The organism is Streptococcus sp. FDAARGOS_522 (genome assembly GCF_003812445.1).
In the GTDB taxonomy this organism is placed as follows: Bacteria; Bacillota; Bacilli; order Lactobacillales; family Streptococcaceae; genus Streptococcus; species Streptococcus agalactiae.
Map to the genome: position 1 here is coordinate 263,799 of NZ_CP033808.1, position 13,360 is coordinate 277,158.

Here is a 13,360-nt window from a genome sequence, read left to right on the forward strand (position 1 = left end):
GATTATTAGTGAAGAAAACATATGGTTATATCGGCTCAGTTGCTGCCATTTTACTAGCTACTCATATTGGAAGTTACCAACTTGGTAAGCATCATATGGGTCTAGCAACAAAGGACAATCAGATTGCCTATATTGATGACAGCAAAGGTAAGGCAAAAGCCCCTAAAACAAACAAAACGATGGATCAAATCAGTGCTGAAGAAGGCATCTCTGCTGAACAGATCGTAGTCAAAATTACTGACCAAGGCTATGTGACCTCACACGGTGACCATTATCATTTTTACAATGGGAAAGTTCCTTATGATGCGATTATTAGTGAAGAGTTGTTGATGACGGATCCTAATTACCGTTTTAAACAATCAGACGTTATCAATGAAATCTTAGACGGTTACGTTATTAAAGTCAATGGCAACTATTATGTTTACCTCAAGCCAGGTAGTAAGCGCAAAAACATTCGAACCAAACAACAAATTGCTGAGCAAGTAGCCAAAGGAACTAAAGAAGCTAAAGAAAAAGGTTTAGCTCAAGTGGCCCATCTCAGTAAAGAAGAAGTTGCGGCAGTCAATGAAGCAAAAAGACAAGGACGCTATACTACAGACGATGGCTATATTTTTAGTCCGACAGATATCATTGATGATTTAGGAGATGCTTATTTAGTACCTCATGGTAATCACTATCATTATATTCCTAAAAAGGATTTGTCTCCAAGTGAGCTAGCTGCTGCACAAGCCTACTGGAGTCAAAAACAAGGTCGAGGTGCTAGACCGTCTGATTACCGCCCGACACCAGCCCCAGGTCGTAGGAAAGCCCCAATTCCTGATGTGACGCCTAACCCTGGACAAGGTCATCAGCCAGATAACGGTGGCTATCATCCAGCGCCTCCTAGGCCAAATGATGCGTCACAAAACAAACACCAAAGAGATGAGTTTAAAGGAAAAACCTTTAAGGAACTTTTAGATCAACTACACCGTCTTGATTTGAAATACCGTCATGTGGAAGAAGATGGGTTGATTTTTGAACCGACTCAAGTGATCAAATCAAACGCTTTTGGGTATGTGGTGCCTCATGGAGATCATTATCATATTATCCCAAGAAGTCAGTTATCACCTCTTGAAATGGAATTAGCAGATCGATACTTAGCTGGCCAAACTGAGGACAATGACTCAGGTTCAGAGCACTCAAAACCATCAGATAAAGAAGTGACACATACCTTTCTTTGTCATCGCATCAAAGCTTACGGAAAAGGCTTAGATGGTAAACCATATGATACGAGTGATGCTTATGTTTTTAGTAAAGAATCCATTCATTCAGTGGATAAATCAGGAGTTACAGCTAAACACGGAGATCATTTCCACTATATAGGATTTGGAGAACTTGAACAATATGAGTTGGATGAGGTCGCTAACTGGGTGAAAGCAAAAGGTCAAGCTGATGAGCTTGCTGCTGCTTTGGATCAGGAACAAGGCAAAGAAAAACCACTCTTTGACACTAAAAAAGTGAGTCGCAAAGTAACAAAAGATGGTAAAGTGGGCTATATGATGCCAAAAGATGGTAAGGACTATTTCTATGCTCGTGATCAACTTGATTTGACTCAGATTGCCTTTGCCGAACAAGAACTAATGCTTAAAGATAAGAAGCATTACCGTTATGACATTGTTGACACAGGTATTGAGCCACGACTTGCTGTAGATGTGTCAAGTCTGCCGATGCATGCTGGTAATGCTACTTACGATACTGGAAGTTCGTTTGTTATCCCACATATTGATCATATCCATGTCGTTCCGTATTCATGGTTGACGCGCGATCAGATTGCAACAGTCAAGTATGTGATGCAACACCCCGAAGTTCGTCCGGATGTATGGTCTAAGCCAGGGCATGAAGAGTCAGGTTCGGTCATTCCAAATGTTACGCCTCTTGATAAACGTGCTGGTATGCCAAACTGGCAAATTATCCATTCTGCTGAAGAAGTTCAAAAAGCCCTAGCAGAAGGTCGTTTTGCAACACCAGACGGCTATATTTTCGATCCACGAGATGTTTTGGCCAAAGAAACTTTTGTATGGAAAGATGGCTCCTTTAGCATCCCAAGAGCAGATGGCAGTTCATTGAGAACCATTAATAAATCTGATCTATCCCAAGCTGAGTGGCAACAAGCTCAAGAGTTATTGGCAAAGAAAAATACTGGTGATGCTACTGATACGGATAAACCCAAAGAAAAGCAACAGGCAGATAAGAGCAATGAAAACCAACAGCCAAGTGAAGCCAGTAAAGAAGAAAAAGAATCAGATGACTTTATAGACAGTTTACCAGACTATGGTCTAGATAGAGCAACCCTAGAAGATCATATCAATCAATTAGCACAAAAAGCTAATATCGATCCTAAGTATCTCATTTTCCAACCAGAAGGTGTCCAATTTTATAATAAAAATGGTGAATTGGTAACTTATGATATCAAGACACTTCAACAAATAAACCCTTAACCAAAAGAAGATCTCATTGTCAAAGCAAGTTACGGTGATTTTGAAGTCATTCTATGTAACGAGTAGTGATAAAAGTTGGATAATAGCGGTTTTCTTTTGCAAAGAAATGGTATCCATGTTAGAATAGTAAAAAAAGAGGAGGATTCTTGGACTAATGTCAAATAAGTAGACAGAAAACTGTGTTATTTTATTGCGTTAAAATAATTTTCTTCTTTCTGATTAGGGGTTAGTCCTAGATTAGCCGTATGTGGGTTGTAATTGTTATAAAAATTCTCAATGTATTCAAAGCAGTCTAATTGAACCTGTTTGATATTTTGATAATGTTTTCGGTTGATTTGTCTATGCTTTAAATACTTGAAAAATGCTTCAGTTACGGCATTATCATAAGGATATCCAGGATTAGAAAAAGAATGCATGATATTGGCACTGCACCCTAATAGTGAGACGCAAGAAAAACACTTTTAGGCAATCAGTTTTCTGTACTGTACAGGCGACTGGTCGTTTAATCTCTGTTGAATTCTAGTTTCATTATAAAATGTAATGTAATTTTTAACAATATTTGTTATACTATCTTTGTTGTATTTTCTCCTATTATGGAAATAAAAGGTTTCAGTCTTTAGGACGGTGTGAAACCATTCAATACAGGCATTATCTGCAGGTGTTCCTTTTCGAGACATTGAGCGGATAATGTCTTTTTCCGTGCAAGCCTGGTAGTAAGCCATAGAAGTATACACTGAGCCTTGGTCACTGTGTAAGATTGCTCCTTTATTTAGGCAATTTTAACTGATTAAGGGTGTCTAGTACAAAATCCGTGTCCTGACAATCTGAGATAGTGTAAGCTATAATTTCTCGGTTATAGAGATCCATAATTGATGAGAGATACAATTTACAGTTACCGAAATATAGGTAGGTAATATCTGTTACGAGCTTTTCCTTAGGCTTATCGGCATGGAAATCCCGACTCAATTTATTATCTGTTAAATAATAAGCTTTACCCAAATTGGGAACTTTCTTGGTACGTGTCCGACAAAGCCAGCCATTATTTTTCATGATACGATAGACTTTCTTTGTATTAACAGTCAATCCGTGGATTTTTTTGAGCAATCGTGTAATGGTACGATAGCCATAAATAAAGTGATTCTCCATACAGAGCTGTTCAATTAATTCAATAAGGTCATCTTTTTTTGCGGCTTCTCATACTCCTTTTTCCAACGGTAATAGGTCGACCGCTTGACCTTAAAACAGTCTAGAATGAAAACTATCGGGTAGTTGTTTTTATAGTCTTCCACAAGCTTGATAAGACTTACTTTATCGATTTCCTTATCAAGCCTCGATACTTTTTTAAGAGGTCAACCTGTAATTGTAATTGTTCCACTTCAGACAGATGTTCCAAGCCTTTACCGTAGGTATATTGCTTGCCAACACCTTGATGAAAACGATAAAGCTCCTCGTTTTCGTACCATTTCATCCAAGTATAGATTTGACTATTATTTTTGATGCCTAAAGTCTCCATAATAACTCTGTTAGACTTGCCTGCTTTCTTCATATCGATGCAAGCCAGCTTAGTTTCCCATGAATATGCTTTTTTAACCATAATAAAACACTCCTGTTTCTAGTTTACTAAATTTCAACAGGAGTGTTTTTCTTTTGTCTCATTTTAGGGATTCAGTGCCTATTGTTGTCATCAATTATTTTTCTAAATTCCCCGGACTTAAATTGTGACCCTTGGTCGGAATGAAAGAGAAGTGTTCCTTCAATCTTTCTTTTATTAAGTGAAAAGGCAACACTTTTCTGTACAACATTTATAAAGTGTTTTTCTAGGCAATTAATCTTTTAGTCATTGGTGTTTGGTAGTTGAGACTACCATGAATGCGGTGGTAATTCCACCAATGAACATAGTCTTTAGTCTTAAGAGCTAGTTCTTCCAGCAATTGAAAGGTTTCTTGATAAACAAATTCAATTTTGAAAGCACGATACGTACTTTCAGCTACGGCATTGTCATAAGGACAACCAGCCTGACTAAGCGAACGTGTGATTCCAAAGGCTTCCAATATTTCATCAATTAACTGATTATCAAACTCTTTGCCACGATCTGAATGGAACATCTTGACTTTGGTCAGGGCGTAAGGGATGCTTTGTATGGCTTGCTTAACGAGTTCAGCGGTCTTGTGCCAACCAAGAGACAGGCCGATGATTTCACGGTTGTATAGGTCAATGATGAGGCAAACATAAGCCCAACGATTGCCTGCACGAACATAGGTTAAGTCAGTGACTAAGGCCTGTAGTGGTCTTTCTTGCTTAAATTGCCTGTCTAAGTGGTTGGGAATAGGGGCTTCATTCTTGCCTCTAGAATGTGGTTTGAAGGTGGCTTTCTGATAAACAGAAACCAAATTGAGTCGCTTCATAATGCGTCGAATCCGACGACGTGAAAGTGTGATACCTTCGTTATTCAAGCATATTTTGATTTTTCTGGATCCGTATCTAGACTCGCTATCGAGAAAAATTCTTTTAATAGTTTCTTCAAACTCCGTTTCAGATACTGACTCCACGGCTTGAATAGTAATAACTTGAGCGTGGCATATTCAGCCAGCGACACATCTTTGAAATGCTGTATTTATCCTTATTAGCAGTGATTATTTCCCTTTTGTGCCATAATCACCGCTGCTTGCTTTAGGATATCTAATTGCATTTCGAGTTCTTTATTGTGTTTCTGAATTCAATTAGCTCCCGCTGTTCATCTGTCAGATTATCAACAGACTTGAATGAACCAGTTGTTTTGGCTTGTCTAACCCACTTATCGAAGGTGGAAGGGGTTAGCTCATATTCCTTGATGAGACTGCTACGCTTTCTACCAACATTGTAAAGGTCAACAATTTGTTGCTTAAAATCATCGGTGAAGTGACGACGTACTTTTCTAGACATGGTTTTTCTCCAGTTTTTCTTAAGTGTAGAACACTTTATAATTTCTGTCTAGTTTAGTGTAACCTATTCATATTGATAAAAACCCTCCTAAGTCTTAATGAACTTAGGAGGGTTCTTGCTATTTTACAGCTGGAATATTAGCATAAGCTATCAATTCTATTACATAAGGATAGACTATTGGTATGTCATCATTTCAAATGATCTACAGCATATTGGGCTTCATCATTTGTGAATTTATCGCCCAGCGTAGATGTCAATTGTTTATAGATTTCTTCTTTGGATAAAGAAGAACTACTTTGATAACTTTTAGCAGTCTCAAGAGCATTTTCTTTGAAATCTACTTTGAGATGGTCTATAGCATATTGGGATTCTTCTTTTGTAAATTTATCAGAGTGGGTTGCCTTATCTGGAGACTCCGAATAGAGCTGTTCAAAGATAGATTGTTTAGATAAATTCATGGTCTTTGAATAAATTTTGGCAGAAATCAAGGCATTTTTTTTGTAATCAACCTTGAGGTTATTAATCACAAAGTTGATGTCTTCTTGACGATATTTCTTAGAATCCTTTTTTAAATTTTCAATGATACTATCTTTAGACATATGGCCAGACTTAGCATATTCTCTTGCTTTTTTGACAATTTTTTTTTGAGTTTTATTAAATTTAATTTTTGCTTTCTTGGTGGCAGCATAAACGTTGTTATGATTAAAAATAGAAGTTGTTGGTGTATATAAGGCTATTCCTACTAAAAGAGTAGCGCAGATAAATAAGAATATCTTTTTGGTCATGTTTAGCTCCATCAGCTTTTTAGGTGAATCAGGTTTACACCTTGATTGATGCTTTGACATTAAGTCTAGATTAATTATAAGTATTAAGTAGAGAAAGGTCAAGAAATTACTGAGGTGGTAGTGTTCTAAATGTACTACTTTTTATAAGTGATTAGAATGTACTTTTTCTTCAAAAAAGAGTATACTAAATTATCGAAGATTTTAATCAAAAAGGAAAGAACATGATTATCGACTTTAAAACCGTTTCAACTAAAGGTTTGGAGACTTCTCCAGTGGCAGAAGCCTTGGCTGGTTTGCGTGCAAATGAAGCTCGCTATTTCTGGAATAAATTCAAAGTAGCCTACGAAACATTTCCAGTATCAGACTATCCAGAATTGATGGCAGATATTAATCACCTTCTAAAAAATGAACGTAACCTTGTTTTTGCTGCAAAGCCTTTAGAGATTTCACAGCTTTTTTTAGAGAATCGTATTTTATGGACACATGTTTTCTATGAGGATGGTTTAGCCATTAATATTTTATATGAATTAGATAATCCTAAAAAGAGAGCTGTAGGTTTAAAATTATCAGATGGAATGGATATTCCTATTGAATTAGCGGACAAGTTTAAGTTTGCTCGTCAAAAGTCAAAACTCGCAGGTATAATACGTGGTTCTTATTTTACCCTAAAAGGGGAAAATGAAACTCTGATGCAGCGTTGGTTGGATAATATGAAGTGAGGTATGGTAATGAAAGCAATTGAAATTTATATGAATATTAATGGTCGTGGGGCCGAAGCTATTACATTTTATGAAGAGGCTTTTAATACAAAAGCAGAACACGTCACAACTTTTGCACAGGGTTGGCCAGATTGTCCGCCAGAACTTGAACATTTAATTATGAACGCTCAATTTAATATTGATGGTATTCGAATGCAACTTTCTGACAATAATCCTATTTTTGATTTTCAAATTGGACAAAATATGACAGCAGCTTTAATTGTGGAATCTGTAGAAGAAGCGCAAGAGTTATTCAATAAGCTTTCTCGAGATGCAATGAACATTAAAATGCCTCTACAAGCAGTTCCGTGGAGTCCAGCTTATGGAAATGTGACTGACAAATATGGTATGACATGGCAAATCAATACTGAGCTTAGCTAAAATGGGGTTGAGGATTATTTCTCAACCTTTTTAAATAGCATTGACAGAGTATCCTAGCTAAGCTAAAATAAATTGATTAAGGTGAAAAGGAGAAAAAAGATGTATCAAACTCAGACAAATAAGGAAAAATTTGTTTTATTTTTGAAATTATTTATCCCAGTATTGATTTATCAATTTGCTAATTTTTCAGCTACTTTTATTGATTCGGTTATGACTGGACAGTATAGTCAGCTACATTTGGCAGGTGTATCAACTGCTAGTAATTTATGGACTCCGTTTTTCGCTTTATTAGTAGGTATGATTTCAGCATTAGTACCAGTAGTTGGTCAACATTTGGGTAGAGGAAATAAAGAACAAATTCGCACAGAATTTCATCAATTTCTATATTTAGGTTTGATACTGTCCTTAATATTATTTTTAATCATGCAATTTATTGCTCAACCTGTCTTGGGGAGTTTGGGTTTAGAAGATGAAGTTCTAGCAGTTGGTCGTGGTTATTTAAATTATATGTTGATTGGAATCATGCCGCTGGTGTTGTTTAGCATTTGCCGTTCATTCTTTGATGCATTGGGGTTAACAAGGTTATCTATGTATCTGATGCTTTTAATTCTACCCTTTAATTCATTTTTTAATTATATGCTTATCTACGGTAAATTTGGTATGCCTAGACTAGGAGGTGCGGGGGCAGGTCTTGGAACTTCTTTAACTTATTGGGCTATTTTTATTGTTATTATTATTGTGATGTCACTTCATCCTCAAATTAAAACATATCATATATGGACTCTGGAAAGAATAAAAGCTCCTTTGATTATTGAAGATATTCGATTGGGATTACCGATTGGTTTACAAATTTTTGCAGAAGTTGCAATTTTTGCAGTAGTAGGCTTATTCATGGCAAAATTTTCTTCAATCATTATTGCAGCACATCAGGCTGCTATGAATTTTTCATCATTAATGTATGCCTTTCCTTTAAGTATTTCCACTGCTCTAGCTATTACAATATCGTTTGAAGTAGGGGCAGAGCGCATTCAGGACGCAAACACTTATAGTAGGATAGGACGCTTAACAGCGGTAGGGATTACATCAGGAACCTTACTATTTTTATTTCTATTTCGTGAGAATGTAGCAGCAATGTATAATAGTGACCCTCACTTTGTCGCTATTACAGCTCAATTCCTAACTTATAGTCTCTTTTTCCAGTTTGCAGATGCTTATGCAGCTCCTGTACAGGGGATTTTACGAGGCTATAAGGATACAACAAAACCATTTATGATCGGTGCGGGCTCTTATTGGTTATGTGCTTTGCCATTAGCGGTTATCTTAGAAAAAAATAGCCAGTTAGGTCCGTTTGCCTATTGGATTGGTTTAATCACAGGTATTTTTGTTTGTGGTCTATTTCTAAACCAACGTCTGCAAAAGATTAAGAAGTTGTATTATTAAAGTTTGACAAGATTTATACCAAAAAGGCTTAGTTCTTTACTAAGTCTTTTTTTATCATTTACATTGACTTGCCATTAAATGTGAAGCGTATATTAGGAAATTCTTCTTTGCCGTCTTTATCACTCACGAAAGCTTTCGCATCTTTTTTGATTTGGAGAAGATTTATCCCTTGATCTTTAGCACCGAAGATACACCCACAGTAACATTGTCGGTAGATATCATAATCTTTACACATCTCAACGGAACGTTGGTAACCTTTATTTTTTTTAAGGTCGCTAGGAAGATACTGAGTATCATAAATTTTTTGGACATCAATACCAATAGTATTGATTGTTTGAGAGTTTTTGTGAGGACTAATAGTTAGGGCACTGCCAAAGTAATCAAAACCTAGTTCAACGGCTTTTTCCGCTGTCTTATCAAGACGGAAATCATAGCAAACTTTACAACGATCCCCACCTTCAGGTTCTTCTTCTAACCCATGAACAATTTTGAAAAATTCATTTGGTTCATATGGTGCTGATAAGAATTGTACAGAATATCCAGTATTTTTGTTGAAATCATGAACAAATTTTTGAGTAACATATTCGCGGCGATAATATTCATCTTTAGGATGGATATTTGAATTAGCAAAATAGATGGTAACATCTGCCCATTGTGATAAGTATTCAAGGGTATATGTACTACAAGGAGCACAGCAAACATGCATCAGAATTTTCGGACGGATATCACTAGCTTGCCACTGCTTAACCATTTGTTGCATGACCCAATCGTAATTGATTTTTTGGTTAGGTTTCATTTTTTCAAGAATATTCTCAACGTCTATCATAAAAACTCCTCAATAATTCACTTGTTTAAAGTGTAACATAAAATAATTGCTTAGACTAGGAGTATTGGGGTTTTATTCAAGTATTGGAAGATACAATAGATGTTGGGGAATAGTATTTATTTCGTAAAGATTACAGTACATTTTGTTATAATAGTTCTATGAATGAACTGATTAAACATAAGCTAGAATTGTTACCAGACAGTCCTGGTTGTTACCTTCATAAAGATAAGAATGGGACAATTATTTATGTAGGTAAGGCTAAAAATCTTAAGAATCGTGTGAAAAGTTATTTTCATGGGAGTCATAATACTAAGACAGAACTTTTGGTCTCTGAGATTGAAGACTTTGAATACATTGTGACAACATCTAATACCGAAGCTCTATTATTGGAAATTAATTTAATCCAAGAAAATATGCCGAAGTATAATATTCGATTGAAAGATGATAAGTCTTACCCATATATCAAAATAACAAATGAACGTTATCCTCGTCTTATGATTACACGTCAAGTAAAAAAATCAGATGGCACTTATTTTGGACCTTATCCGGATTCTGGGGCAGCAACTGAGATTAAGCGGTTACTAGATAGGCTCTTTCCTTTTAAGAAATGTACTAATCCAGCAAATAAAGTATGCTTTTATTATCATTTAGGGCAATGCAATGCACATACAGTTTGTCAAACTAATAAAGCTTATTGGGATAGTCTGAGAGAAGATGTAAAACAGTTTCTTAATGGTAAAGATAATAAAATTGTTAACGGATTAACTGAAAAAATGAAGAGCGCTGCTATGACTATGGAATTTGAGCGTGCGGCTGAATATCGAGATTTGATCGAAGCAATTAGTTTGTTGCGTACTAAGCAGCGTGTTATTCATCAAGATATGAAGGATAGAGATGTTTTTGGTTATTTCGTTGATAAGGGTTGGATGTGTGTACAGGTCTTTTTTGTTCGAAATGGAAAATTGATTCAGCGTGACGTGAATATGTTTCCTTATTATAATGAACCAGAGGAAGATTTTCTAACTTACATAGGGCAATTTTATCAAGATACAAAACATTTTCTACCCAAAGAAGTCTTTATTCCACAGGATATTGATGCTAAGTCGGTTGAAACAATTGTAGGCTGTAAGATTGTTAAACCACAACGTGGTGAAAAGAAACAGTTAGTAAATCTGGCAATAAAAAATGCTCGTGTCAGTTTACAACAGAAGTTTGACTTACTGGAAAAAGATATTCGTAAAACTCATGGGGCAATTGAAAATTTAGGTAATCTTCTTAATATCCCTAAACCAGTACGCATAGAAGCATTTGATAATTCCAATATTCAAGGGACAAGTCCAGTAGCTGCTATGGTGGTATTTGTGAATGGAAAGCCAAGTAAAAAAGACTATCGAAAGTTTAAAATTAAGACTGTTATCGGACCAGATGATTATGCTAGTATGAGAGAAGTCATTCATCGGCGTTATAGTAGGGTTTTAAAAGATGGCTTGACACCTCCGGACTTGATTGTAATTGATGGTGGTCAGGGGCAAGTAAATATAGCGCGTGATGTTATTGAGAACCAATTAGGTTTAGCCATACCTATTGCAGGTTTGCAAAAGAATGATAAACACCAAACACATGAATTACTTTTTGGAGATCCTTTAGAAGTAGTAGAACTACCGCGTAATTCAGAAGAATTTTTCTTACTTCACCGTATTCAAGATGAGGTACATCGTTTTGCTATTACTTTTCATCGTCAATTACGCTCCAAAAATTCCTTTTCTTCAAAATTAGATGGTATCACTGGGTTGGGACCCAAACGTAAACAATTGCTAATGAAACATTTTAAAAGCTTATCTAGTATCCAAAAAGCTGATATTGAGGACATTATTATGTGTGGTATTCCTAGGAATGTAGCAGAAAGTCTCCGAGATTCTCTTAATGATCCTCCTAAATAAAAAACTTAGTAGATACTGTTCTACTAAGCTTTTTATTTAATTTAACCCTCGCTATCAATAAGTTGGAGAGCTCTTTGATAATAATTAGGGCTATTTTTGATATCTTTATTAATGACCTTGAAAAGATTGAGTTCATCTGTGATGATTCCATTAACTGGGCTTTGTAAATAACGTATCATAAGGTTATCACGGTTAATAGTCCAAACATAGAGCTGTTTATTATATTCTTGGGCGAGATATGCAATCCAATCATTGTATGAAAATTCCTCAATCCCATAAAAGTCAACGTTATGATTTTGAAGCGTTCCCCAATGTAGTGGGATTAGGTAACCTGTATCAAGTTGTGGCAATTTTTTCTCAACCTTTTCAATGAGTGTCAAGTTGAGAGACATTACTTTATGCTTGGTTGATAGACGAAGCTCTTTAAATTCTTTGATAAATTCATCCGCATAGATATCGAGGTTTTGATTATACGGTTTCAATTCAATCATGATTTTTTGATCTAGTGACTGAGCGGTCTTCATAAATTCTGCAAATGATGGAATGTAACTAGCAAAACGCCCTTGGTGAATTGGGATTTTTGTAACTTGATCTAAAGTTAGTTTAGAAACATCTTTGTTCATACCAGAGAGTCGTTTGAGATTATCATCATGAATGACTACTAATTTATGATCTTTTGTCATGATAACATCCATCTCTGAATAATCTGCTTTTGCTTTATGGGCTGCTTTTAATGCTTCAATAGAATTTTCAACGCCATGTGATGTATCACCACGATGGGCTATTAATTCTTTTTTAATTGAAATGTTATCTTGTAAGAGAGCCAGAGCTATAGCATTTTTTAAGGCAGTGGTACCAATAGCTAGAGCTAGAATAACACAAGCAATGTGTTTAAATTTTTGCTTATGGTGGACGCCTTTCCAAGCTCTCCATTGTTGAACAATACTTTTATTTTGTTTAATATCTGCTAATAGGTGACTTATGATTAAACATTTAATAAGAAGTGTTACGGCAAAAAGTATTGATTTTAAAAGGTTATAGAAAGTGGCTTGAAGAGGAAAATTGTTTCCAGAATGATCAATGAATGAAAATGTACCAGCAACAACAGCTAGTGCAACTGTTCCAATTACAGATATAAATAAACTGGTTAAAATAATTTTACTTAGAAGACGCCACTGACGCTTTCCGCGGCTAAGTTTCCAACTCTCTAAAAGTGCTTCTTTAGCATTGTAGTCAGTTAAAATGGTCAGCGGGAGAAAATAAATTAATCGAAGGTTTAAGTAACAAATAAGCAGTAAAAGGGTAGAGTAACCTATCTTTCCAAAGACTGTCTTTGTTAACTCGCCAGAAATAAAGTCAGGGATTTTAAGATGCTCTAGTATACTTGACCTTAGACCAAGGTTAGCTAGAGGAATTGTCAAAAGTAAGTAGATTGATACCCAAATTAGCTGTGGTCCTAAAAGTGATTTTATTTTTTTAGGAAAGATTGTTAGCCATTTTTTGATACTGAGAGAAAATTCAGTTTTCAGTATGGCAATAGTATAGATAGCGAACTCAGTATAGATGAACCCAATTAGGATTACGATATAAAGTATAAAGAGTAATAAAGCTAAGGGATGATTAAAAAGCAAAGTCCAATTGTCTTTAGTCACTGCGGGAGTATTTGACAATATCAATATCCGACGAAAGATAAAACTCAGAATTCCTTTTACTAAATAAGCAACTAAAGTTTGGATTAAGATACCAGTTCCAATGTAAACCCAAAATTGATTTTTTAAAGAGGTTAAGGTTAGAAAAAAATCTTCTTTTAATGCTCGTAGCATGAATAGCT

General features: G+C 35.6%; 8 protein-coding genes and 3 pseudogenes. 5 read left to right on the top strand and 6 right to left on the bottom strand.

The genetic code is table 11. The features are described 5' to 3' along the window. Window positions 1-8: 8 nt before the first annotated feature. Window positions 9-2,477 (top strand): pneumococcal-type histidine triad protein, encoded by a 2,469-nt coding sequence (locus tag EGX70_RS01330; RefSeq protein ID WP_123947845.1) that lies wholly within the window; start codon window positions 9-11, stop codon window positions 2,475-2,477. Window positions 2,478-2,659: 182 nt separating this feature from the next. Here EGX70_RS01330 and EGX70_RS01335 read toward each other — a convergent pair. From EGX70_RS01335 to EGX70_RS01350, 4 genes and pseudogenes are all read right to left on the bottom strand, one after another. Further along, window positions 2,660-2,899, bottom strand: a pseudogene (locus tag EGX70_RS01335) (integrase core domain-containing protein); the annotation flags it as partial. Between the two features lie 39 nt (window positions 2,900-2,938). Further along, window positions 2,939-4,071: pseudogene (locus EGX70_RS01340) on the bottom strand (IS3 family transposase). Between the two features lie 223 nt (window positions 4,072-4,294). Further along, window positions 4,295-5,399: pseudogene (locus EGX70_RS01345) on the bottom strand (IS3-like element ISSag2 family transposase). Window positions 5,400-5,587: 188 nt separating this feature from the next. After that, window positions 5,588-6,184 (bottom strand): Ltp family lipoprotein, encoded by a 597-nt coding sequence (locus EGX70_RS01350; RefSeq protein ID WP_123947847.1) that lies wholly within the window; start codon window positions 6,182-6,184, stop codon window positions 5,588-5,590. Window positions 6,185-6,405: 221 nt separating this feature from the next. Here EGX70_RS01350 and EGX70_RS01355 point away from each other — a divergent pair, with 221 nt between their 5' ends. From EGX70_RS01355 to EGX70_RS01365, 3 genes are all read left to right on the top strand, one after another. Then, on the top strand, window positions 6,406-6,903 hold the full coding sequence (locus EGX70_RS01355) for a hypothetical protein (protein WP_000582587.1): 498 nt from the start codon (window positions 6,406-6,408) through the stop codon (window positions 6,901-6,903). A 3-nt stretch (window positions 6,904-6,906) separates the two neighbouring features. Next, window positions 6,907-7,323, top strand: a complete 417-nt coding sequence (locus EGX70_RS01360) for a VOC family protein (protein ID WP_000245056.1) — start codon at window positions 6,907-6,909, stop codon at window positions 7,321-7,323. Window positions 7,324-7,422: 99 nt separating this feature from the next. After that, window positions 7,423-8,763: an MATE family efflux transporter gene (locus EGX70_RS01365; RefSeq protein ID WP_000285046.1), complete on the top strand. Its 1,341-nt coding sequence runs from the start codon at window positions 7,423-7,425 to the stop codon at window positions 8,761-8,763. A 58-nt stretch (window positions 8,764-8,821) separates the two neighbouring features. On the opposite strand, the gene EGX70_RS01370 is transcribed toward EGX70_RS01365, so the two are convergent. After that, complete coding sequence (locus tag EGX70_RS01370; RefSeq protein WP_000567585.1) at window positions 8,822-9,589, bottom strand: epoxyqueuosine reductase QueH; 768 nt, start codon at window positions 9,587-9,589, stop codon at window positions 8,822-8,824. A gap of 158 nt (window positions 9,590-9,747) precedes the next feature. On the opposite strand from EGX70_RS01370, the gene uvrC reads away from it, so the two are divergent. After that, window positions 9,748-11,529: an excinuclease ABC subunit UvrC gene (gene uvrC / locus EGX70_RS01375; RefSeq protein WP_001003954.1), complete on the top strand. Its 1,782-nt coding sequence runs from the start codon at window positions 9,748-9,750 to the stop codon at window positions 11,527-11,529. A 41-nt stretch (window positions 11,530-11,570) separates the two neighbouring features. Here the strand turns inward: uvrC and EGX70_RS01380 are convergent, their stop codons facing one another. Beyond that, window positions 11,571-13,352: a glycerophosphodiester phosphodiesterase gene (locus tag EGX70_RS01380; protein WP_000942622.1), complete on the bottom strand. Its 1,782-nt coding sequence runs from the start codon at window positions 13,350-13,352 to the stop codon at window positions 11,571-11,573. Between the last annotated feature and the right edge of the window lie 8 nt (window positions 13,353-13,360).

Excerpts from the sequence above, each read along its gene's own strand:
- EGX70_RS01350 (WP_123947847.1), bottom strand. The coding sequence starts at position 6,184 with ATGACCAAAAAGATATTCTTATTTATCTGCGCTACTCTTTTAGTAGGA.
- EGX70_RS01355 (WP_000582587.1), top strand. The coding sequence starts at position 6,406 with ATGATTATCGACTTTAAAACCGTTTCAACTAAAGGTTTGGAGACTTCT.
- EGX70_RS01360 (WP_000245056.1), top strand. The coding sequence starts at position 6,907 with ATGGTAATGAAAGCAATTGAAATTTATATGAATATTAATGGTCGTGGG.
- EGX70_RS01365 (WP_000285046.1), top strand. The coding sequence starts at position 7,423 with ATGTATCAAACTCAGACAAATAAGGAAAAATTTGTTTTATTTTTGAAA.
- EGX70_RS01370 (WP_000567585.1), bottom strand. The coding sequence starts at position 9,589 with ATGATAGACGTTGAGAATATTCTTGAAAAAATGAAACCTAACCAAAAA.
- uvrC (WP_001003954.1), top strand. The coding sequence starts at position 9,748 with ATGAATGAACTGATTAAACATAAGCTAGAATTGTTACCAGACAGTCCT.
- EGX70_RS01380 (WP_000942622.1), bottom strand. The coding sequence starts at position 13,352 with ATGCTACGAGCATTAAAAGAAGATTTTTTTCTAACCTTAACCTCTTTA.